Source organism: Gordonia sp. UBA7860, from assembly GCF_002500165.1.
GTDB lineage: Bacteria > Actinomycetota > Actinomycetes > Mycobacteriales > Mycobacteriaceae > Gordonia > Gordonia sputi.
In genome coordinates, this window is sequence record NZ_DLSO01000119.1 from 25,115 (window position 1) to 46,965 (window position 21,851).

Annotated in this window: 19 protein-coding genes and 1 riboswitch; of the genes, 8 read left to right on the forward strand and 11 right to left on the reverse strand. The window is 67.8% G+C overall.

All coding sequences use genetic code 11. The annotated features are described in order from the left end of the window. Positions 1-2: 2 nt before the first annotated feature. The gene (locus B3T59_RS14685; RefSeq protein WP_287003960.1) at positions 3-1,235 is read right to left on the reverse strand and encodes an acyl-CoA dehydrogenase family protein; all 1,233 of its coding nucleotides are present in this window, start codon (positions 1,233-1,235) and stop codon (positions 3-5) included. A 131-nt stretch (positions 1,236-1,366) separates the two neighbouring features. On the opposite strand from B3T59_RS14685, the gene B3T59_RS14690 reads away from it, so the two are divergent. Next, complete coding sequence (locus tag B3T59_RS14690) at positions 1,367-2,038, forward strand: (2Fe-2S)-binding protein (RefSeq protein ID WP_287003961.1); 672 nt, start codon at positions 1,367-1,369, stop codon at positions 2,036-2,038. A 78-nt stretch (positions 2,039-2,116) separates the two neighbouring features. Here B3T59_RS14690 and B3T59_RS14695 read toward each other — a convergent pair whose 3' ends face one another. Both B3T59_RS14695 and B3T59_RS14700 read right to left on the reverse strand, forming a co-directional pair. Then, entirely contained in the window at positions 2,117-2,935 is an 819-nt protein-coding gene (locus B3T59_RS14695; protein ID WP_287003962.1) for a CbtA family protein, read from the reverse strand. Between the two features lie 25 nt (positions 2,936-2,960). Further along, on the reverse strand, positions 2,961-3,188 hold the full coding sequence (locus B3T59_RS14700) for a CbtB domain-containing protein (RefSeq protein WP_005207836.1): 228 nt from the start codon (positions 3,186-3,188) through the stop codon (positions 2,961-2,963). Positions 3,189-3,210: 22 nt separating this feature from the next. Further along, positions 3,211-3,365: riboswitch (cobalamin riboswitch) on the reverse strand. 53 nt (positions 3,366-3,418) lie between these two features. Between B3T59_RS14700 and B3T59_RS14705 the strand changes: the two genes are divergently transcribed. Both B3T59_RS14705 and B3T59_RS14710 read left to right on the forward strand, forming a co-directional pair. Further along, positions 3,419-8,086, forward strand: a complete 4,668-nt coding sequence (locus B3T59_RS14705) for an ATP-dependent helicase (RefSeq protein ID WP_287003963.1) — start codon at positions 3,419-3,421, stop codon at positions 8,084-8,086. After that, positions 8,079-8,891, forward strand: a complete 813-nt coding sequence (locus B3T59_RS14710) for a DNA-formamidopyrimidine glycosylase family protein (protein WP_064865173.1) — start codon at positions 8,079-8,081, stop codon at positions 8,889-8,891. The genes B3T59_RS14705 and B3T59_RS14710 overlap by 8 nt, the downstream gene beginning before the upstream one ends. A 10-nt stretch (positions 8,892-8,901) precedes the next feature. On the opposite strand, the gene B3T59_RS14715 is transcribed toward B3T59_RS14710, so the two are convergent. The 5 genes from B3T59_RS14715 to B3T59_RS14735 form a co-directional block, all read right to left on the reverse strand. Continuing rightward, positions 8,902-9,324 (reverse strand): pyridoxamine 5'-phosphate oxidase family protein, encoded by a 423-nt coding sequence (locus B3T59_RS14715; RefSeq protein ID WP_005207839.1) that lies wholly within the window; start codon positions 9,322-9,324, stop codon positions 8,902-8,904. Between the two features lie 85 nt (positions 9,325-9,409). Continuing rightward, on the reverse strand, positions 9,410-11,152 hold the full coding sequence (locus B3T59_RS14720; RefSeq protein ID WP_287003965.1) for a glycerol-3-phosphate dehydrogenase/oxidase: 1,743 nt from the start codon (positions 11,150-11,152) through the stop codon (positions 9,410-9,412). A 36-nt stretch (positions 11,153-11,188) separates the two neighbouring features. Next, complete coding sequence (locus B3T59_RS14725; protein ID WP_005207841.1) at positions 11,189-11,674, reverse strand: hypothetical protein; 486 nt, start codon at positions 11,672-11,674, stop codon at positions 11,189-11,191. Beyond that, a complete protein-coding gene (locus B3T59_RS14730) occupies positions 11,671-12,918 on the reverse strand; it encodes a hypothetical protein (RefSeq protein ID WP_287003967.1) in 1,248 nt (415 codons plus the stop codon). Before B3T59_RS14730 ends, B3T59_RS14725 begins: the two co-directional genes overlap by 4 nt. A 282-nt stretch (positions 12,919-13,200) precedes the next feature. Next, positions 13,201-14,604, reverse strand: coding sequence for an NAD(P)H-quinone dehydrogenase (locus B3T59_RS14735; protein ID WP_005207843.1), 1,404 nt, complete (start codon positions 14,602-14,604; stop codon positions 13,201-13,203). Positions 14,605-14,770: 166 nt separating this feature from the next. Between B3T59_RS14735 and B3T59_RS14740 the strand changes: the two genes are divergently transcribed. Beyond that, entirely contained in the window at positions 14,771-15,253 is a 483-nt protein-coding gene (locus B3T59_RS14740; RefSeq protein WP_039856596.1) for a gamma-glutamylcyclotransferase, read from the forward strand. Between the two features lie 34 nt (positions 15,254-15,287). On the opposite strand, the gene B3T59_RS14745 is transcribed toward B3T59_RS14740, so the two are convergent. Next, complete coding sequence (locus tag B3T59_RS14745) at positions 15,288-16,454, reverse strand: amidohydrolase (protein ID WP_064865159.1); 1,167 nt, start codon at positions 16,452-16,454, stop codon at positions 15,288-15,290. Further along, on the reverse strand, positions 16,451-17,164 hold the full coding sequence (locus B3T59_RS14750) for an enoyl-CoA hydratase/isomerase family protein (protein WP_005207846.1): 714 nt from the start codon (positions 17,162-17,164) through the stop codon (positions 16,451-16,453). Before B3T59_RS14750 ends, B3T59_RS14745 begins: the two co-directional genes overlap by 4 nt. Before the next feature lie 58 nt (positions 17,165-17,222). On the opposite strand from B3T59_RS14750, the gene B3T59_RS14755 reads away from it, so the two are divergent. The 4 genes from B3T59_RS14755 to B3T59_RS14770 all read left to right on the forward strand — a co-directional run bounded on the left by B3T59_RS14755 (position 17,223) and on the right by B3T59_RS14770 (position 21,180). Further along, positions 17,223-18,035, forward strand: a complete 813-nt coding sequence (locus B3T59_RS14755; protein WP_287003970.1) for a purine-nucleoside phosphorylase — start codon at positions 17,223-17,225, stop codon at positions 18,033-18,035. A 32-nt stretch (positions 18,036-18,067) separates the two neighbouring features. After that, positions 18,068-19,645 carry a phospho-sugar mutase gene (locus tag B3T59_RS14760; protein WP_287003972.1) on the forward strand — a complete coding sequence of 526 codons (1,578 nt, stop codon included), beginning with the start codon at positions 18,068-18,070 and terminating at the stop codon, positions 19,643-19,645. A gap of 48 nt (positions 19,646-19,693) precedes the next feature. Then, positions 19,694-20,332: a hypothetical protein gene (locus B3T59_RS14765; protein WP_287003974.1), complete on the forward strand. Its 639-nt coding sequence runs from the start codon at positions 19,694-19,696 to the stop codon at positions 20,330-20,332. A gap of 53 nt (positions 20,333-20,385) precedes the next feature. After that, positions 20,386-21,180, forward strand: a complete 795-nt coding sequence (locus B3T59_RS14770; RefSeq protein ID WP_287003976.1) for an ABC transporter ATP-binding protein — start codon at positions 20,386-20,388, stop codon at positions 21,178-21,180. A 46-nt stretch (positions 21,181-21,226) separates the two neighbouring features. Here B3T59_RS14770 and upp read toward each other — a convergent pair whose 3' ends face one another. Then, a complete protein-coding gene (gene upp, locus B3T59_RS14775; RefSeq protein WP_287003978.1) occupies positions 21,227-21,850 on the reverse strand; it encodes a uracil phosphoribosyltransferase in 624 nt (207 codons plus the stop codon). Position 21,851 lies beyond the last annotated feature (1 nt).

The following is a 21,851-nucleotide window of genomic DNA, read 5'->3' on the forward strand; positions in this document are numbered from 1 at the left end:
CGCTATTTCGCCAGCAGCCCCTTTGCCACGTGTGTCACCTGGATCTCGTTGCTGCCGGCGTAGATCATCAACGACTTCGCATCGCGCGCAAGCTGTTCCACGCGATACTCGGTCATGTAGCCATTGCCGCCGAACAATTGCACCGCTTCCATCGCGACCTCGGTGGCCGCGCGAGACGAGTAGAGCTTCATCGCCGACGCCTCGGCAAGCGACAGCGGTTTACCCGCCTTCGCTCGTTCGAGTGCGTTGAACAGCATGTTCTGCACGTTGATCCGTGCGATTTCCATCTCGGCCAGCTTGAGCTGGATGAGTTGGAACTTCCCGATCTCCTGACCCCAGAGCGTGCGCGACTTCGCATACTCGATCGAAAGTCGTTGCGCCTCATTGATGATGCCCATCGACAGTGCGGCGATACCGATCCGTTCAGCGGTGAAGCCCGCCTTGACGCCATCGTCGCCACGACTACCCGACCCAGCATCCTCGGTCTCGCCGAGCAGCCGGTCGCGTCCGAGGCGAACGTTGTCGAAGAACAACTCACCGGTCGGCGAGCTCATGATGCCCATCTTCTTGAACGGCTTGCCCTGGGTGAGGCCTTCCATGCCCTTGTCGAGGACGAAGGTGAGCACCTTGCGTTCACGCATCGGGGTGCCATCGCCCTCGTCGAGCTTCGCGAACACGACGATCGTGTCGGCGTACGGACCGTTGGTGATGAAGGTCTTCTGCCCGTTGAGGATGTAACCGTCGCCATCGCGGCGGACCGTCGTCTTCATGCCACCGAGTGCGTCTGAGCCGGAATCCGGTTCGGTGATCGCCCAGGCACCGACCTTCTCGAGCGTGACCAGCTCGGGGAGCCACCGCTTCTTCTGTGCGAGCGTGCCTTTCGACCGGATCGTCGACACCGTCAACCCGACACTGACGCCCATCGACACCACCATGCCGAGGCTCGCGCCCGCGAGTTCCATGTTGAGGATCAGCGCCATCGAGTTCATCATGCCGCCGCCGGAACCCCGGGAACCCTTGGGCTTCTTCTCGCCCGCGGCCTCTGCGTCGAGCTCCTTCTCCAGGCTCTCGCGTGCCATTGCGTCGACGCCGAACGACGTCATCAGCTTGCGCAGGATGTCGTACGGCGGCAGCTGACCGCTCTCGAGTTCGTCGGAATGTGGGCGGATCTCCTTGTCGACGAACGACCGCACCGCGTCGCGCACCATGAGGTCTTCCTCGGACCACTCGAACATTGCCACCCACCGTTCAACGCCGGAAATTAGAACACGTTCCATTACTGTGTCAGCCCCGATCCCAACTTGTCCAGCGGCGGCCCTCGCGGGCTCGCTGGACGCGCGAGCGGTCGATGAGATAGGCAGAGAGCGTGAACGATCACGTGTTCGCCGAGTTCGGACCGTTCTTTGCGACCGACGCCCACGCAGCCGCGGCACCAGTCGACGGGCCGTGGTCGACTCTGGCTGCGGCACTGGCGAATCCACGACGCATCGACAGCCGCGTCGAAAGGGTCCGGACGGCTCTGGCTGCGGGCGCGGCGTCGAACGTCTCACCTCGCGTCGCGGCGTCGGTGACTCACCTTGGTCTCGTCGCCAGGCTGCTTGCACCGGCGCTCGCCGCAGCGGTGATCGGCACCCGCCTGTCCCTCGACCCCGCAGACGTCTGGTGGCAGGACCATCTCGGCGGGCCCTTCCCCCTATCCGTCGTGACGGTCGACGCGGAGCCCGCGCTCGACGACGGGTTCCCTCGCGCCGTCGACGACCTCACCGCACTCTTCGACGCGTCGTACCCGGTTGGGCCACACGTCCTCGGCGGCAACATCGCGTCGGCGATCAACTCGGCGGCGCGCATGATCGGTACCGCCCGGCCAGAACTCGCCGACGCGGCCCGACGCCACGCCGACCTTTTCCTCGCACGCCCCGACATCGAGGGCGGATACCTGCGGGCCGGACCGACTTTCCGACGACGCAGCTGCTGCCTGATCTACCAGGTATCGGGCGATCGCACTGCCGTGTGCGGCGACTGCGTGCTGTCCGGATAAGCCAAACGCGGCCCGAACTTGCGAACGCGGCTGGTGTACCAGCCGCGCCTGCCAACTCGAGCCGCGTTTGGAGGAGCGTCAGGCGACCGTTTGCGTCGCGGGGTCGTCGACAACCTGCTTCGACGACCGCGAGCGCGACATCGCGCCCAGGACCAGCGCGAACACCGCGGTGAGCACCGTCCACAGGATCACCTGGTTGGCGATCGCGTAGACGCGGAAGTCGCCGATGACGTCGCCCGGGAAGCCTGGGAACACGATCTGGCCCGCGTCGTTGGTGACCGGCGTCGGTACCTCGTCGAAGCTCGGCAGCAACGCGATCGCGACGGTGACCACTACCAGGTAGCCGACGCCGCCCGCGATCGCACCGAGCAGCCCACCGATGCGTGGACGCAGCCACAGCGCGAAGACGACGGCCGCGATGATCGCGATCACCGACACCACGGTGATGGTGAGATAGGCACTCGACCTGTCGGCGATGGTCTCGTCATTGCCGACAGCCGGCGGGTTGGCCGGATAGGCGAAGTACGGGACGCCGAAGAAGGCCACGAATCCGAGCGCGCCGAGCGCGGCCGCCGCCCAGCGCGGATCGGTCGCGGGGTATCGCCGTCCGAGGTAGGTCCACAAGACCGTGAACCCGACCGCGAAGAACGCGCCCATCGCGATCGCGAAGATCACGGTGCCGACCCCGGCCCCGATGTTTTCCTGCACCGACCTGGTGAACACCTCGTGCTCGTGGCCGTGTTCGCCGCTGAGCATCTCCTCGGCGTGGCTGCGACCCTCTTCGTAGTCGATCGCCTTGGCGACCACCGGCTCGATGAAGATACGAGCGAACACATACGCAAAAATTCCGGCGATCAGGCCCGATAGCAGGCCCGCGCCGATGAACTTCTTCTCCATTGTTCTGTTGTCTCCCGGGTCAGATTCAGTGGCAGGGGAAGCCGAGGAAGTGGCGGGAGTCGTGCACGAACTCGTGGATGTGGGTGTCGCTGCCGAACACCGACCAGGCGCCCTGGTCGTACCCGATGAAGTAGTAGGCCAGCGCGGCGATGAGCACGGTGGCGGTGAGCCAGAGCGCGGCCGAAGCGACCGAGAGATTCGGTACGGCGAGCGCAGCGGGCCGACGTTCGGCCTGTGATGAGGTGGCAACCATTGAGAGGGTTCCTTCCGGGATGACGCGTCCCTGACGTGGAGCAATGTGGCCTGGTTGCCACGTCCTGACTCGTCGCGACAGGTCGCTTCCCGTCGGACTTACAGTGGCGCGACCGTCCCGGATTCTCACCGGGTTCCTGGCAACCAGCGTGGATCGACTCTATACCAGGTTCTCGCCGCCGGACCAGCACGTCGCACCGCACTGTCAGACCCGTGCGGAACAATGGAAGAGTGCCCAGCTCGTCCTCCATCCTGAACCGCTTCACCGACCCGACGCGTCGGTGGTTCGGCGGCGCCTTCCCCGCGCCGACACCCGCCCAGCAGGGCGCGTGGAAAGCCATCGCCGACGGCGAGAACACCCTGGTCATCGCGCCCACCGGCTCGGGCAAGACCCTGTCGGCGTTTCTCTGGGCCCTCGATTCACTTGCCGCCCGCCCCGATCGGTCCAAGGGCACGCGCGTCCTCTACATCTCCCCACTCAAAGCACTGGCGGTCGACGTCGAGCGCAACCTGCGCGCGCCACTGGCGGGCATCACACGCGCCTCGCAGGAACTCGGGATCACCGAACCGTCGATCACCGTCGGCGTGCGCTCGGGCGACACCCCCGCCGCCCAGCGTCGACTCCTCGCCAAAACGCCACCCGACATCCTCATCACCACGCCCGAGTCGCTCTACCTGATGCTCACCTCGTCGGCACGGGAAGCGCTCACCACGGTCGAGACGGTGATCGTCGACGAGGTACACGCCGTCGCAGGCACCAAACGCGGCACGCACCTGGCGCTGTCGCTCGAACGCCTCGACGAACTGCTCGACTCCCCGGCGCAACGCATCGGACTCTCGGCGACGGTCCGCCCGCCCGAGCTAGTCGCTGAGTTCCTCTCCGGCTCCCGTCCGTGCACCATCGTGCGGCCACAGGCGTCGAAGACCTTCGACCTCCGCGTCGACGTCCCGGTACCCGACATGGCCAATATCCCGCCGCCACCGGATGCACCGGATGCGGATGACCTCGACGACGCGTTCTCGCCGACCGCGGGTTCGCTCTGGCCCTACGTCGAAGCGTCGATCGTCGATCTCATCGAGACCAACCGTACGACGATCGTGTTCGCCAACTCTCGACGGCTCGCCGAGCGTCTCACCGCGCGGCTCAACGAGATCCACGAGCAACGCAACGAGCCTGGCCGCGAACCACCACGCAACGACCGCGTCGGTGGCGGCGCACCCGCAATGGTCATGGCCTCGGGGGCCACCACCGGCGCCGCGACTGTCCTGGCCCGCGCACACCACGGGTCGGTCTCCAAGGAGCAGCGCGCCGAGATCGAAGACGACCTCAAGAGCGGCCGCCTGCGCTGTGTGGTCGCGACGAGTTCACTCGAGCTCGGCATCGACATGGGCGCGGTCGATCTGGTGATCCAGGTCGAGACACCACCCTCGGTGGCCAGCGGGCTGCAGCGGATCGGACGCGCGGGCCACCAGGTCGGCGAGATCAGTCAGGGGGTTCTGTACCCCAAGCATCGCACCGACTTGATCGGCTGCACGGTCGCCGTCTCGCGGATGCGTGCGGGCGCAATCGAAGAGCTGCAGGTACCGCGCAATCCACTGGATGTGCTTGCGCAACAGACGATCGCCGCGGCCGCTCTCGACGTGCTCGACGTCGACGAGTGGTACGAGATCGTCCGCCGCGCTGCGCCGTACCGGGAGTTGAGCCGGTCGATCTACGAGGCGACACTCGATCTCATCTCGGGTCGCTTCCCCTCCGACGAGTTCGCCGAACTACGTCCTCGTGTCACCTGGGATCGTGATGCCGACACACTGACCGGTCGCCGTGGTGCGCAACGGCTAGCGGTCACCTCTGGCGGCACCATCCCCGACCGTGGGCTCTTCGGTGTGTTCATGGTCGGCGAAAAGTCCAGCCGCGTAGGCGAACTCGACGAGGAGATGGTCTACGAGTCGCGCGTCGGCGACGTCTTCGCGCTCGGCGCGACGAGTTGGCGGATCGAGGACATCACCCACGACCGCGTACTCGTCTCACCCGCATTCGGTCAGCCCGGCCGCCTCCCGTTCTGGATCGGCGACGCACAGGGACGCCCGGCCGAACTGGGCGCGGCGATCGGGAAGTTCGTCGGCTCCATCGCCGACGAGGCCGAACTCGACCGTCAGGCAACAGAACTCGGGCTCAGCGAGTACGCACGCGACAACCTCGCGTCGATCATCTCCGAGCAGCGCGACGCGACCGGACAGGTACCGACCGACCGGACCCTGGTCATCGAGCGGTTCCGCGACGAGCTCGGCGACTGGCGCCTGATCCTGCACTCCCCCTACGGTTTACGCGTACACGCGCCGTGGGCGTCAGCGATCTCCGCCCGCCTGCAAGCCACCCTCGGACTCGACGGTGCGGTCACCGCATCCGACGACGGCATCATCGTGCGCCTCCCCGACACCGACGACGAACCGCCGGGCGCCGCAGTCTTCGTCGTCGATCCCGACGAGATCGAGCAGATGGTCACCGACGCCCTCGCCGACTCGTCGATGTTCGCCTCACGATTCCGGGAGTGCGCGGCCAGAGCCCTGCTACTCCCCCGCCGCGACCCCGGCCGTCGGGCACCGCTGTGGCAGCAGCGCCAGCGCAGCGCCCAATTGCTCTCCGTCGCATCGCAATTCCCCGACTTTCCGATCATCCTGGAGACGGTCCGCGAATGCCTGCAGGACGTCTACGACCTGCCGTCGCTCACCGACCTCCTCACTCGCATCCGATCGCGACGTGTTCGGCTGATCGAGGTCGAGACCCCGGAACCGTCGCCGTTCGCGGCATCGCTGCTGTTCGGCTACGTCGGAGCGTTCATGTACAACGACGACGCCCCGCTCGCCGAACGTCGCGCCGCAGCACTCTCCCTCGACACCGCGCTCCTCGCACAGCTACTCGGGCGCGTCGACCTGCGCGAACTGCTCGATCCCGCCGTCATCGCCGCCGTGGTCGCACGGCTGCAACGCCTCGACGAGCACCGCAAGGCACGCGACGCCGAGGATATCGCCGACCTGCTGCGGTGGCTCGGTCCGCTCACGACCGACGAGGTGGCGCTGCGGTATCGGCGCGACGACGACAGCCCTGCGGCGCTTGACGTGTTGACCGAGTTGCATCGGCGTGGCGCGATCATCTCCGTGAGCATCCGTGGCGTGCCGCTCTGGGCCGCTGTCGAAGACACCGCACGCCTGCGCGACGGCTTGGGAGTTCCTGCGCCACTGGGTGTTCCGGCAGCTTTCACCGAGTCTGTTCCCGATCCCGTCGGCGATCTCGTCCATCGGTACGCGCGCACGCACGGCCCGTTCACCGTCGACGAGGCCGCCGAGTCGATCGGAATGGCACCCGCGGTGGTGCGCGACACGCTGATTCGCCTTGCCGCCGAACGCAAGGTCGTCGAAGGCGACTTTCTACCCGCCACCGACGACGACCCCGACGGCAGCCCCGCGTGGACCACACAGTGGTGTCACAGCGACGTGCTCGGGCAGATCCGACGAGGCTCACTTGCCGCGAGCCGAGCCGACGTCGCACCCGTCGACGGCCCGACCTTCGCCAGATTTCTCGGAGCGTGGCAGCACGTCGCCGACGACGAAAGGCTCACCGGAGTCGACGGACTCGCGGCGGTCCTCGACCAACTGGCGGGCCATCAGCTCCCGGCGTCGGCGTGGGAGTCGCTGATCTTGCCGAGCAGGATCAGTGACTACCGGCCGGCCATGCTCGACGAACTCCTCTCCAGCGGCGACTTCATGTGGGCGGGTCACGGCCGGATCGGCTCCACCGACGGCTGGATCAGCTTCTTCCCCGCCGACCTCGCACCGCTGTTCGTACCGACCGAGGTCGAGATCGACACCACCGAGATCCACACCCGCCTCCTCGACACCTTCGGCACCGGGGGCGGACTGCGCTTCGCCCAACTGCTCGACGACGCGTCGACGGAGAGCGAAGCATCGCCGGGCGCCACCGCGACGCGCCAGCAGGTCGAGGACGCCCTGTGGGACCTCGTCTGGGCCGGTCACGTCAGCAACGACACGTTTGCGCCGGTCCGTGCGTTGCAGGCGCCTCGCCGCACCTCGTCGTCGAGTCGGTCCATGCCGTCACACCGATCGCGCGGTCAGGCTCCGCGCCTGCGGCCCGGACGGTTGAGCACGCGGCATCTCCTCTCGCAGACAGGCGGCGCCACGACGCCCTCCACGGCAACCGGTCGTTGGTTCGCAACCCCTACAGCGCTGCTCGAGACCACTGTCGCGACTCAGGCCCTGTGCGACCAACTGTTCGCACGCTACGGGGTCGTCACCCGGGGCAGCGTGACGGCGGAGGACGTCGTCGGAGGATTCGCACGAATCTACAAGGCGCTCAACATCTTCGAAGACAGCGGCCAGGTGCGACGAGGCTACTACGTCGACGGCCTCGGCGGTGCCCAGTTCGCGGGCACCTCCACCGTCGACCAATTGCGCCGCCACGCCCTGACCGACGACGCACCGGGCAGTCACCGCGCACCGAACACCGCGACGGTTCTGGCCGCCACCGACCCGGCCAATCCGTATGGGGCAGCGCTGCCCTGGCCAGACACGACGCCCGGCGCAGGCGGGCATCGACCGGGCCGCAAACCAGGCGCCCTCGTATGTCTCGTCGAGGGCGAACTCGTCGCATTTGTCGAACGCGGCGGGAAGACCGTGTTGACCTTCAGCGACGACGTCCCCGCATTAGAGGCCATGGCAGCAGCGCTCGCCGACATCGTGCGGGCCGGTCGTGTCGCCCGCCTGACCATCGACTCCATCGACGGCGTCACCGCGTTGCGCTCCGACCTGCAGCGGGTGCTCGTCGGCGCCGGATTCGCGACCACTCCCCGCGGCCTCCGAATGCGATACGGACAGCATGCCTGAGGGCGACACCGTCTACCAGGCCGCAGACCGTCTCCGTCGCGCATTCGATCAGACCACGTTGGAGCGCACCGACTTTCGCATTCCGTCGCTGGCCACCACCGACCTGCGCGGCGGACGGGTCGCCGCGGTCCGCTCCCGGGGCAAACATCTGCTCATCGACGTCGTGCCCGCGGCGGCGACTGCGACGTCGGCGCCCGATGGCGTCAGCATCCACAGCCACCTGAAGATGGAAGGCGTGTGGCACGTACATCGCGTCGGCACCAAGTGGCGCCGACCCGCGTATCAGGCGCGAATCGTGTTGCAGGCAAACGGGTACGAGGCCGTCGGCTTCGAACTCGGGATTCTCGAGCTACTTCCCCGTGCCGCCGCCGACCTCGACTACCTCGGACCCGACCTTCTCTCCGACGACTTCGACGCCGCGCGCGCCGTCGCCAACATCGAGGCACGGCCGGACGCGAAGATCGGCGAGGCGCTACTCGACCAACGGCTCATGGCAGGTGTCGGCAATGTGTACCGGTGTGAGGCGTGCTTCCTCCGGGGTGTCCGACCCGACCGACTCGTCGCCGACGTCGACGTGCCACCACTCGTCGACCTGTGCCGAAGAATGTTGTGGGCCAACAGGCTTCGCACGGCACGCACCACCACCGGTCGCACCGGACACAATGCGCGCACCTGGGTCTACGGACGAATCGGGCAACCGTGCCGACGATGCGGAACGCTCATCGCCCGCGAGTTCTGGCGCGACCGGCCGGACTCGACCAGCGAGGATCGGGTCGTCTACTACTGCCCGCGGTGCCAGAGCTGAACGTCGGCGCCTAGACCGGATACCGCTCCGGCTCTGGCCCGAACTCGAAGCGACGCGCGCTGACCTCGTCCGGCACGATCTCGACGTAGTTGTACTTCAACGTCGGGATCAGCGGGCGCAACGGGGCCTCGTCGGCCTTGGCGATCTCGGCGCCGGTGGTCAGAATTCGCGCCGACCCCTTGACCACGACACTCCACCCGCCGTCGTCGTCGTAGGCATCGGCCTCGAAGGCCACCTTGCCGTTGACGGCGAGTTCGGCGAGCTTGGTGCCCTCCGCTGTGCGCATCAACACGCGACCGTCACCGGCGAAATAGTTGATGGGAAAGATGTCGGGCTGGCCACCGACGCTCAACGCGATCCTTCCGACGTCGGAGGTGGCGAGCAGCGCCCATGCCTCGTCGACGGGAAGCTCGTGAATGGGATTGTGCACCATGGCGTCTCCTCTGCTCATGAATCCATTGTCACGCCGCCGAGGCGCCGGGCGAAGGGCATTTGGTCCTGTTGCGAAAGCGTGCCATTCAGTCCGGAATCGGCACCGGTTCCAGGATGTCGACCCGCGACTCAGGTGCAGCGGCACGCAGCGCGTCTGCCGATTCGTCGTCGGGTTGCTGTTGTGAGGCGATCTCCGCGGCGACCCGCGCCTTGTAGGTCTCGACCTCGAACGCCACCTTCTCAGGGCCCCAGCCGAGAACCGGCGCGACGAGGTCGGCGACCTCTTGAGCGCAGTCGACGCCGCGATGCGCGTACTCGATCGAGATCCTGGTTCTGCGCGCCAGGATGTCCTCGAGGTGCAGTGCCGCCTCATCGACGGCCGCATACACGACCTCCACGCGCAGATACTGCGGCGCGGCCTCGAGTGGACGCAGCAGCGACGGATCATCCGCCGCGTAGAACAACACGTCGTCGATCAGCGATCCGTACCGGTTGAGCAGTCGACGGATCCGGTAGGGGTGCAGTCCGTACTTCTCGCCGAGAGACTCGCACTGGTTGATCAGCGCGAAGTACCCGTCGGCGCCGATGAGCGGGACACGCTCGGTGATCGACGGCGCAACGCGTGTCGGGATGAAATCGACGCAGGCATCGACGGCGTCGGCGGCCATCACGCGGTACGTCGTGTACTTGCCACCGGCGATCGAGATGAGCCCCGGCGCGATCTCGGCCACCGCGTGCTCGCGTGAAAGCTTCGACGTCGCTTCGTCCTCGCCTGCGAGCAGGGGTCGCAGCCCGGCGTAGACGCCTTCGATGTCGTCGTGACGCAGCGGTGTCACCAGCACCTCGTTGACACGTTCGAGCAGGTAGTCGATGTCGGCGCGGGTCGCGGCCGGGTGCGCGAGATCGAGGTGCCAGTCGGTGTCGGTCGTGCCGACGATCCAGTGCGTCTCCCACGGGATCACGAACAGCACCGAGGACGCGGTCCGCAAGATGATCGCCGTCTCGCTCACGATCCGATCGCGCGGCACCACGATGTGTACGCCTTTGGAGGCCCGGACCTTGAACCGCCCGCGTTGCTTGGACAGTGCCCGCACCTCGTCGGTCCACACGCCTGCCGCGTTGATCACGCAGTGCGCTTTGATCTCGGCGGTCTCACCGTTCTCGGTATCGCGGACGCGCACACCCATGATGCGGTCGGCGTCGCGCAGAAATCCGACCACCTGCGTCGACGTGCGGATCACCGCACCGTAGTTCGCGGCGGTGCGCCCGACGGTGAGACTGTGCCGGGCGTCGTCGACAACGGTGTCGTGGTAGCGGATGCCGCCGATCAGCGAATCACGCTTCAACGCGGGCGCCACGCGGAGCGCACCCGACCGCGTCACATGCTTCTGGCCCGGCACCGATTTGGCGCCGCCCATCGTGTCGTAGAGGAAGATCCCCGCGGCGACGTACGGACGTTCCCAGACGCGATGCGTGAGCGGGTAGAGGAACGGCAACGGCTTGACCAGGTGCGGGGCCAGCAGGCTGAGTGAGAGTTCGCGCTCGTGGAGCGCTTCACGCACCAACCCGAACTCGAGTTGTTCGAGATAACGCAGTCCGCCGTGAAACATCTTCGACGAGCGGCTCGACGTGCCCGAAGCGATGTCTCGCGCCTCGACGAGCGCGACCCGCAGGCCACGCGTCGCGGCGTCGAGAGCCGCTCCGACGCCGACGACACCACCGCCGATGACGACGATGTCGAACTGTTCGGTACCCAGCCGACGCCACGCCTGCTCGCGGTAGAGCGGCCCAAGGTCAGCTGGTCGGTCCGGATTGAACTCCGTCTCCATGAGCCGAGACTAATCGACACCACGGGGGTTCACCGGTCATTGATACGGCGCGCCGACCGGCACGCGGGCACCCGGTCGGGTGAAGTCGACCAGCACGCCGACCACACCCGCGCTGCCACCCAGAGCGACCGACGCCTCGTACACCGCTTCTCGCATACGACGCCGAGCGACGATGTCGGCGTCGAAAATGATTGCCAGACAAGTCAATCCGCGAGCAGCGCGAAAGTGAACCCGTTGGGTGAACGCATCGCCCGCACGGTGCGCAGCGAGGCCGTCGACATCACGCTGCACCATCGCGGCGTCGAGTCGCTTGCGGGTGTCCTTCGACACCCGACCAGTGGTCTGCCATTGGGTCATCGCGTCGCGTACCGATTCGACCCCACCGATGTCGGTGACGTCGACAACGACGACCGCCAGTCGGCCGAGCGCATCGTCGACGACGTCGTCGGCAATGCGGTCGGCGAGACCGCGAACGTCAGGCGACAACCTGTCGATCCGACCGGCGGTGGCGTTCGGAGTCATCGGCCCGCACCCCGCTCACGAGAGGCCTCAGCGTGCGCACCGGATCGCTGCGCATCGACCTTCGGTTCGCTCGCGCTGGTGTCGGCAGCGGGATCGAGCGGCGGCATCGACTGCGGCGTCCAGTCGCCGATCACCGGCGGACCGACGAGCGGGAGGTCGCCGACGATCTCCTCGCCGTGCTCACGGGTGTTGAGGTAGCGGGCCGACTGGTGCTTGTTGTCGCCACGGTCGCGGGCACCGCCACCCGACGCCGGTGGCATCGCGGAGTTCGGACCCGACCGCATCGCAGGTCCCGCACTCGGGCTCGCCGACATTGCAGGCGTCGACGGCGCGGTGCCCAACCCAGGCGGTCGCGATGCGCCGAGTGATGGTGCAAGCGCACTCGGAGAACCGGCGCCGACGCCCTGACCTGCGCCGAGACCGGACGATCCGCTACGACCCGCGCCGAGCGATCCCGTCCGCCCGGAGTCCGCGGCACCGGGTCCACCGATACCGCTCACCGGTGTGCTCGCCGCGGCAGAGTCGGCGCTGCCGAACCCTCCTCGCGTCAGCCGGTCGGCATCAGCGTCGGCCGTGCCTGCCGCCGACGTTCCGGTGGAGCTCGACGGTCCGCCGGGGCCCACTCCACCCGCAGCGGGGGACGCAGGCGCCGGCGTCGACGGCGAGGTCGAGACCTCGCCGCTCGATCCCGGTCCGGCGGAGCCGCTCAGGTCGGAATCGGCGACGTTGCCCGACTGCGTGCGCCCCGATCCCGCGCCGGTGCCGGCGACGACACCCTGGCCCGAGTCGCTGCCCGCCATCGGATCCGACGACGCAGCCGGCAGTTCGGGTAGCCACGTCTGGACGCTGACCATCGGGTTCGTGTAGACGCCTTCCATCAACGACACGACCTCCGCACGCAACGTCGACGCATCCTCGGGATGCGCGCGGATCTGCGCGGCCGCATGCCTGACAGCACCGGCCTGCTGAGAGGTAGCGGTGAGGACGTCCTGGGCCTGCGCGAGTGCGTCGATCGCGGGCCGGACGGACTCGGCCGCCGCTGAGATGGCTTTGCCGACACCCGCACCCGCCGCGGTACTTCCGTCGGCCGCACGCCCGAGCATCGTGTCGTCTCCGAAGGCGCTCGTCAGACTCTTCACGACCTTCCCGACAGCGTCGAGCGCGGCTTGAATGGCGTTCGCGTCACCGCTGGCAGAGCTGTCGGTGATGCTCTCGATCTTCGCGAGGATCTCGGCGACACTCATCGAAGCCCATGGAGTGCGGCCGTTGCTGGTCGCATGAGCACCCCCGTCGTTGAACAGGTAGCTGTTCCGAGAGCCTGTACCAGTGCTTACCGCGGGCAAATCGGGATGCTCGTAGTACCGACCCGACACGCGTACCCCCCCGTCAGTCGTCGCGTGATCTCGCCGAAACGGTACCGCGACATCGCCGCGCGCGGCCGAGGATTCTCACGCCTGTGCACCAACTCCAGCCTGTGCACCAACTCAACCTGCGCTGGCCCTTCGCCGCGGGCACGCCGAGAGAACTCAGTCGAGGTCGTCGTGCCGCACGAGCTGTCGCGCGGCCTCGGTGATCGAACCCGAGAGCGAGGGATAAACCGAGAGCGTCTGGGCGAGATCGCCGACGGTCAGCTTGTTCTGCACGGCCAAGGCGATGGGAAGGATCAACTCCGACGCCGTCGGTGCGACCACCACACCCCCGATCACGACACCGGTCGCGGGGCGGCAGAAGATCTTGACGAAGCCTCTCCGCAGACCGCTCATCTTGGCGCGCGGGTTGGTGGAGAGCGGCAGCATCACGGTGCGCGCCGGGTACTCGCCGGCGTCGATCGCCTGCTGCGAGACGCCGACGGTGGCGATCTCCGGACGCGTGAAGATCGCGGAGGCAACGGTTTTCAGCTTGATCGGGCTCACGCCCTCGCCGAGCGAGTGATACATCGCGATGCGACCCTGCATGGCGGCGACGGAGGCAAGCGGGAACAACCCGGTGCAGTCGCCCGCCGCGTAGATACCCGGCACAGAGGTGCGCGACACCCGGTCGACGGTGATGTAGCCGCCCTTGTCCGTCGCGACTCCCGCACGGTCGAGACCGATTTCCCCCGTGTTGGGGACCGAACCAACGGTCATCAGCACATGCGAGCCGGTCACCGTGCGGCCGTCGGCGAGGTACACGGTCACGGAGTCGCCGGTGGGCTCCACCTTGTCGGCACGCGCATGTTTGACCAATTCGACGCCGCGCTCGGCCAGCGCATCCTCGAGGACCAGCGCAGCGTCTTCGTCCTCGCCGGGCAGCACGCGGTCGCGGCTGGAAACGAGCGTCACCTTCACTCCGAGTTCGGTGTAGGCGTGCACGAACTCGGCACCCGTCACACCCGAGCCGACGACGACGAGATGCTCTGGCAGCTTGTCGAGGTCGTAGAGCTGGCGCCACGTCAGGATGCGGTCGCCATCCGGCGCGGCGTCGGGCAGGACGCGCGGCGACGCGCCTGTCGCGATCAGGACGACATCGCCGTCGTAGTGCTCGGTCGTGCCATCCTGCAGCGTCGCCACGACGCGGTGCGACGCGATGCCGGGGTGCGTCTCCTCCAGCGAGGCGTAGCCGGACACGAGTGTCACGCCTTCGCTGAGCAGCCTGTCGCGGATGTCTGCCGACTGCGCGAACGCGAGGTCGCGGACGCGCTGGTGAATCTGCGGCAGCGTGACCAGCGCGTCGTCGGTGCGCAGGTTGATGCCGAGATCGATGGCTCGCCGAACCTCGGTTCGGATACCGGTCGACGCGATGAAGGTCTTGGACGGCACGCAGTCCCACAGCACACACGCGCCGCCGATGCCGTCGGAGTCGATCAGGGTGACGTCGGCGCCGTACGCTGCCGCAACCAGCGCCGCCTCGTAGCCGGCGGGGCCACCGCCGATGATCACGATCCTGGTCACAGAGCACACTCCTGTTCGGTGAGAGGGGCCATCGGGTACGGCGCATAGAGGCACCGCTCAACACCTCCAACCTAGTCCCACCCCGACGTCCACGCCGTCACCGGGCGAGTCGCGTCGCTCACCGTCCGCTTTCGTGACGGGCCGCGACCATCTAGAGTTTCCCGACGTGCCGATATATGCCGCGTACGGGTCCAACATGAGTCCGGATCAGATGACCGAGCGCGCGCCGCACTCCCCGATGTCGGGGACCGGCTGGCTGCGTGGTTGGCGACTCACCTTTGCCGGCGCCGACATCGGCTGGGAGGGATCGCTCGCGACGGTCACCGAGGACCGCGACGATCCCGAGGCCAAGGTCTTCGTCGTGCTCTACGACGTCCCCGACGAGGACGAGGCCACCCTCGACCGGTGGGAGGGCTCAGAACTCGGCATCCACCGCAAGATCCGTGCGCGCGTCGACACCTCCGACGGCCCCGTCCTCGCGTGGCTCTACGTGATGGACGCCTTCGAAGGCGGACTGCCGTCGGCGCGCTACCTCGGCGTGATGGCCGACGCGGCCGAAAGTGCAGGCGCCCCAGCTGATTACGTGCAGGACATCAGGCTGCGCGAGGCGCGCAACGTCGGACCGGGACCCGGCCCCATCGACTCCTGAGCGACGCCGCGGACCCGACCCGGGGCGAGCGTGCTCAGCCTATGTCGAGCACGACGCCCGCGAGGGTGCGCACGCCGACCTCGAGTGCGCGCTCGTCGAGGTCGAAGTTGGGCTGGTGCAGATCCATCTGCGGCCCCAGCCCGTCCCACACGCCGAGCCTGCCCATCGCACCCGGAACGTGCTCGAGATACCACGAAAAGTCTTCTCCCCCAGGCGATTGCGGGGTGTCCGCGATGGCCTGTGGCCCTAGCGTCGATACCGACTTCGCCAACATCGCGATCGCGGTCTCGTCGTTGACCACCGGCGGCACTCCACGGAAGTAGGACAGGTCGTAGGAGACTCCGAGCGGGCCGAGCAGTTGCCCGACGACACTGCGCACCAACGGTTCCAACTCGTCCCACGTGCCGTGGTCTCCGGTGCGGACGGTGCCCCGCAGCATGCCCTCCTGCGGAATCGCGTTGGGCGCGTTGCCCGCATGCGCCGCACCCCACGCCATGACCGTGCCCGAGCGGGGGTCGACCCTGCGCGACAGCACACCGGGGAGTCCGGTGATCACCGTACCCATCGCGTACACGATGTCGCCGGTGAGGTGCGGGCGCGATGTGTGCCCGCCGGGCGAATGTATTTGCAGTTCAATGTGATCCGCCGCCGATGTCAGCGCGCCGGCTCGGAGGCCGACCGAGCCGACAGGAAGTCGGGGATCGCAGTGCAGCGCAAAGATCCGACTGACGCCCTCGGTCACTCCGGCGGCGACGGCGTCGAGCGCACCGCCGGGCATGACCTCCTCGGCGGGCTGGAAGATCAGTCGCACACCGACCGGTAGCAACGGCACGGCCGCGAGCAGTCGGGCCACCCCGATCAGGATCGCGGTGTGCGCATCATGGCCGCACGAGTGCGAGACACCCTCCACGGTCGACGAGAACGGCAATCCGGTGTGCTCGGTGATGGGCAGCGCGTCCATGTCGGCACGGAGCGCGATGCGCTGACCCGTCGTCGGGCCGAGATCGCAGACCACACCAGTGCCCAGCGGAAGACGCGTGGGGTTCAGGCCCACTTCTCCGAGAAGCGCCATGACCATCTCGGTGGTCTTGACCTCTTGCCGAGACAACTCGGGCTGCTGGTGAATGGCACGCCGCCAGCCGACGACGTCGGCGCGGTGAGCCGCCCACCAGTCGTCGATGATCGACGCGCCGTCGCTCATAGCAGCGCTGCAGGGGTCGGGGCCGCGAGATCGGCGAGAAGGTGCTGCCGCAGTGCCCGTTTGACGTTGGCGAGGTTCGGCCCGGCGACCGCCGTACGCTCAGCGGCGACCTCACTCGCCCGCGTGAGCAGGTCGTCGGCCGCCACAGCGTCGTCGACGATGCCCGCCGTCACGGCGTCGGCCGCACCGTAGCGGCGACTGGTCAGCATGGCCTCTGTGGCGGTGCGATCCGGCAGGCGCGTGGTGAGCAGTCCTGCCATCCCGCGCGGGAACGGCATGTTCAACGCGGCCTCGGGGAGCGACCAGAAGCCACGTTCGGTGCGCATGACCACGTAGTCGGCGCAGAGCGCGAGCATGGCGCCCGCACCGAACGCGTGACCGTTGACCGCCGCCACCGTTGACTGCGGAAGCGTCAGGACCTTCGCGTAGAGCGCATGCACCCGGTCGAGGTACGCGGGCAGCTCCGACGCGTTGGCGAAGACGAAGTCGGTATCGAGTCCGTTGGTGAAGAACTTGCCTGTCGAGGTGATCACCAGGCCCTTGGCCGGGCCCGCCGCGATCTCGTCGAGCAGGCCTTCGATCGCGTCGAGCCACGCAGGGCTGAACCGGTTCTCGGGATTGTTCTCGTCGAGTTCGACACCCGGCGACCCGAGGTACAGGTAGGCGATATCGGGATTCTCGGACTGCGCTGCGTCAGACAGATACGGCATGGGTCGACCTTATCGCCTGGTCACACGCCGCACGCAGGATGCCCCTAGTGTGATGCCCATGGATCCCACCGTCGACGCCGACGCCGCGGCCATCTCCGCGGCAGCGACCATCGCAGCCGAAACCGATGCCTCCACACACGACGTCGCGGTCGTCCTCGGGTCCGGCTGGGCCCCGGCGGCTGAGGCGTTCGGCGCACCGATCGCGTCCGTGCCGATGGCGCACATCCCCGGCTTCCTGCCGCCGACGGCCGCAGGACACGGCGGCGTCATCCACTCGGTGCGGATCGGAAACTGTCGAGTCCTGTTGATGCTGGGCAGGATTCACGCCTATGAGGGCCACGACCTCGCCCGCGTCGTCCACCCGGTACGCACTGCGGCTGCGGCCGGTGCCCGCACGATCGTGCTCACCAATGCGGCGGGCGGCCTGCGCGACGACATGTCCGTCGGCCAACCGGTCCTCATCAGCGACCACCTCAATCTCACCGCGCGCTCGCCGCTTGTCGGTGCGCAGTTCGTCGATCTGGTCGATGCCTACTCCCCGCGCCTGCGCGGCGTCGCCCGCGGTATCGAGCCGTCGCTGGCCGAAGGGGTGTACGCGGGACTACCCGGACCCCACTACGAGACCCCCGCGGAAATCCGGATGCTCCGGACCATCGGCGCCGACCTGGTCGGGATGTCGACGGTGCACGAGACGATCGCCGCCCGCGCGGCGGCGATGGAGGTTCTCGGTATCTCGCTGGTCACCAACCTCGCGGCCGGGATCACCGGAGAACCGCTCAGCCACACCGAGGTTCTCGAGGTCGGGCGGGCGTCGGCGGCACGGATGGGCACGCTGCTCGCCGCGATCATCGAAGAACTCGGCGCGGCGTGAGTGGCGGAGTCGAGGACGCGAGAGACGGAGTCATGGATCTGAGCGAAGGAGTCGAGGACGAGTGGGTCGCCGCGTGGATCGCCGCCGATCCCGATCCCGCAACCCGCGCCGAACTCTCCGCACTGGACGGCCCCGACCTCGCCGAGCGTTTCGCCGCACCGCTACGGTTCGGCACCGCGGGGTTGCGTGGCCCGGTGCGCGCGGGCCCCAACGGAATGAACGTCGCAGTCGTCACCCGAGCGACGGCGGGCCTTGCCGCGTGGCTGATCGAGCACGGACACCGGGGCGGTTCGGTCGTGGTCGGTCGTGATGCCCGTCATGGTTCCGAGCAGTTCGCCGCTGCGGCGGCGCAGGTCCTCGCGGCGGCAGGCTTCCGCGTCGTCGTGGTTCCCGCGCCGGGTCCGACGCCGCTGGTGGCGTTCGCGTGTCGCGATCTCGACGCCGTCGCGGGTGTCCAGATCACGGCATCCCACAATCCGCTCGGCGACAACGGCTACAAGGTCTACCTTGCGGGGGGCGCCCAGATCGTTCCGCCGGCCGACGGTGAGATCGAGGAACTCATCGCCGCATCGCCCCACGCCGTCGACGTTCCTCGCCGAGACGTCGTGCACGATCCCCGCGCCGACGAGATCGTCGGCCGCTACCTCGACCGCATCAGCACCCGTTTCCCGGTGGTCGCCGACGCCTCACTGCGAATCGCGCTGACGCCGATGCACGGCGTCGGCGGCGCGCTCGCCGTCGATGCCCTTGCGCGCGCCGGATTCACCGACGTCCACGTCGTCGACGAACAGTTCGACCCCGACCCGGACTTCCCCACCGTGGCCTTCCCGAATCCCGAGGAGGCGGGGGCAAGCGACCTGCTGCTCGCATGCGCGGAGAAGGTCGAAGCCGACATTGCGATCGCACTCGATCCCGACGCCGACCGGTGCGCGGTGGGCACGCGCGTCGACGGCACCTGGCGGATGCTCACCGGCGATGAGACAGGTGCGCTGCTCGGCTCGTTCATCCTCTCCGACGCCGCCGCAGGCCCCGACGGCTCGCCACCGGTCGTTGCGAGCACGCTGGTGTCGAGCAGTCTGCTGGAGAAGATCGCCAGGCGCGTGGGCGCACGTCATGTCACGACGCTGACCGGCTTCAAATGGCTTGTGCGCGCGGGCGAACCGCTGCGCTACGCCTACGAGGAGGCGATCGGGCACTGTGTGGACCCCGACGCGGTGCGCGACAAGGACGGCATCAGCGCGGCGNNCGACACCACCGTGATCGCTGCACTGATGGACCGTCTACGCACCTCACCGCCGAGCACACTGGCAGGCATCGCCGTGACCGCCGAGGACTACGCCCGCCGCGACGACGGCCTGCGCACGGACGCGATCGCGCTCAGCGGGGTGGCTGGTGACGGGATGTCGGTGCGGGTGATGGCACGCCCCTCCGGCACCGAGCCGAAGCTCAAGTACTACATCGAAATGACGACACCTCCCGGTTTCGTGGTGTCGGCAACACAATCGCCCGCGCCAACGACATACGGTGCAGATACCCGTGCACTGGTCCATCTGCTCGACGACATGACGCTGCGTGTCGCGGCCGAACTCGCCGAGTATGGCCGCACCTGATCGACACCACAGTCCGGCAACGGGTCACCGACGGAAGGAATGCTCCGCATGACCTACCCCCAGCTGCCCCCGCAGCGGTCGCCGTGGTCGTCTCCGGCGGTGATCATCGCGATCGTGACGGGAGTCCTCCTCGTCGTCGGCGTCGTTCTGGCCACGCTCATCCTGCTCCCGCGTCTCGAAGGCGACGATTCGAGCTCGGCGGCGGCGTCGAGTTCAGCTGTGCCGACGACCGGGGCACCGGCCAGCGTCGGACCCGCGACCACCACGGGCGGCTCCGGTGGTGCCCAGAACGGCACTCGCCCCACCGAATCCCAGAACAATGGCAACCAGAACACGGGTAGCCCCACGACCCCGCACGCCACCCCCGACATCGCGGGAACCGACTGGCAGGGGTTCACCGGGGGTCCGCGCTGCAACGCGGCCGACGACCCGGCGATGGTGATCGCCCAGACGAATCGCTCGCAGATCGTGATCTGCCAGGTCGGTTCGCAGTCCGGACGCTGGTACTACAAGGGATACGCCGACGGAAATTCCGTCGAGGTCGGCTATCCGACTCGCAGCGGCAACACCTACAGCGCCACCAACGGCAACGTGACCTACGTCGTGGGGCCGAGCCAACTCGACATCGAGAAGAACGGCGAGACCATCGCCACCGAGCCGATGAGCGCGTACTGGAGCGCATCCTGACCTGCGCCTCCATACCCAGTGACGGGGCGTCGGGATCGCTGGATTACAACTGATTGGTGACCTCCCCCGACGCGCCAGTCCTGAACGCCTCATCGGTCGACGTCGTCCGCAGCGGACGAAAACTACTGCACGACGTCAACCTGTCGGTCTCGCCGGGCGAGCACTGGGCACTGTTGGGACCCAATGGCGCGGGCAAGTCGACGCTGATGGCGATCCTGGGCGCGCGCAGTCATCCCACGACCGGAACCGTTGATGTGCTCGGTCGTCGGCTCGGTCGGGTCGACATGCGCGAGTTGCGAACCCACATCGGTCACGTCGACCCGCGCTGGCGTATCGACGTGCCGATCACCGCACACGACGTCGTGCTGACCGGACTCACCAACACCCCGGAGCTCGACCGCCGCCACGTCTACACCGACGAGGAGCATCGCCACGCCGACGACCTGCTCGAGATGTTGGGTATGAGTGCTCGCAGAGACTCCGAGTGGCCGGTGATGAGCCAGGGCGAGCGGGGTCGCACGCTGATCGCGCGGGCCCTCATGCCACGTCCCGCGCTCTTGCTGCTCGACGAGCCCGCGACTGGCCTCGACCTCGCCGCGCGCGAACGTCTGCTGTCGGCCATCGACCGCCTGCGCGCAGACGTCGATCGCCTCGCCAGCGTTCTTGTCACCCATCACCTCGAGGATCTGCCGAGTTCGACGACGCACGCGATGCTGCTCCGCGACGGCGAGGTGACGGCGTCGGGACCCGTTGCTCAGACGCTGACCTCGGACGCGATCAGCGCCTGCTTCGACCACCCGGTCTCTGTCCGACGACACGACGGTCGCTGGTCGGCGACGGCCGCGTAACGCGCTTCGGCGTCGACATCCCCGCTGCGTCCTCCATGTGGGGTCCTCAGCGAGGGCCGAACTGGCGGTCGCCCGCATCGCCGAGTCCGGGCACGATGTAGGCGGCCTCGTTGAGTCCGTCATCGACAGAAGCGACCACCAGTCGTACCGGATGCCCCGAATCATCCAGTGCGGCAACACCTTCCGGAGCAGCAACGACGCAGACCGCGGTAATGTCCGTCGCGTTGCGTGCGACGAGGAGTTCGATCGTGTGCAGCATCGATCCGCCGGTGGCGAGCATCGGATCGAGGACGAACACCGGGAACCCGGACAGATCGTCGGGCAGCGATTCGAGGTACGGCACCGGCTGGGCGGTCTCCTCGTCGCGCGCGATACCCACGAATCCGACGTGCGCCTCGGGCACCATCGCGAGCGCCTGCTCGACCATGCCGAGCCCCGCGCGCAGGACCGGAACGAGGAGCGGCGCACATTCGAGTTTCGACCCCGTGTAGGGCTGCAACGGCGTCTCGATCTCGACGACCGCGGATTTCGCAGAGCTCAACGCCTCGTACACGAGCATCTGCGTCAGACTCGACAGCGCAGCACGGAATTCCGCGTTACCGGTTGTCTTGTCGCGCAACGTGGTGAGCCGGGCCGCGGCAAGCGGATGTTCGACGATCTGTACCTGCATG

What these genes read in the sequence shown, in the direction of transcription:
- B3T59_RS14700 (WP_005207836.1), bottom strand. Translation starts at nt 3,188, where the DNA reads ATGGTTGCCACCTCATCACAGGCCGAACGTCGGCCCGCTGCGCTCGCC.
- upp (WP_287003978.1), bottom strand. Translation starts at nt 21,850, where the DNA reads ATGCAGGTACAGATCGTCGAACATCCGCTTGCCGCGGCCCGGCTCACC.
- B3T59_RS14730 (WP_287003967.1), bottom strand. Translation starts at nt 12,918, where the DNA reads ATGAGTGTCGCCGAGATCCTCGCGAAGATCGAGAGCATCACCGACAGC.
- B3T59_RS14715 (WP_005207839.1), bottom strand. Translation starts at nt 9,324, where the DNA reads ATGGTGCACAATCCCATTCACGAGCTTCCCGTCGACGAGGCATGGGCG.
- B3T59_RS14750 (WP_005207846.1), bottom strand. Translation starts at nt 17,164, where the DNA reads ATGCCGTATCTGTCTGACGCAGCGCAGTCCGAGAATCCCGATATCGCC.
- B3T59_RS14695 (WP_287003962.1), bottom strand. Translation starts at nt 2,935, where the DNA reads ATGGAGAAGAAGTTCATCGGCGCGGGCCTGCTATCGGGCCTGATCGCC.
- B3T59_RS14720 (WP_287003965.1), bottom strand. Translation starts at nt 11,152, where the DNA reads ATGGAGACGGAGTTCAATCCGGACCGACCAGCTGACCTTGGGCCGCTC.
- B3T59_RS14745 (WP_064865159.1), bottom strand. Translation starts at nt 16,454, where the DNA reads ATGAGCGACGGCGCGTCGATCATCGACGACTGGTGGGCGGCTCACCGC.
- B3T59_RS14765 (WP_287003974.1), top strand. Translation starts at nt 19,694, where the DNA reads ATGACCTACCCCCAGCTGCCCCCGCAGCGGTCGCCGTGGTCGTCTCCG.
- B3T59_RS14755 (WP_287003970.1), top strand. Translation starts at nt 17,223, where the DNA reads ATGGATCCCACCGTCGACGCCGACGCCGCGGCCATCTCCGCGGCAGCG.
- B3T59_RS14685 (WP_287003960.1), bottom strand. Translation starts at nt 1,235, where the DNA reads ATGTTCGAGTGGTCCGAGGAAGACCTCATGGTGCGCGACGCGGTGCGG.
- B3T59_RS14725 (WP_005207841.1), bottom strand. Translation starts at nt 11,674, where the DNA reads ATGACTCCGAACGCCACCGCCGGTCGGATCGACAGGTTGTCGCCTGAC.
- B3T59_RS14710 (WP_064865173.1), top strand. Translation starts at nt 8,079, where the DNA reads ATGCCTGAGGGCGACACCGTCTACCAGGCCGCAGACCGTCTCCGTCGC.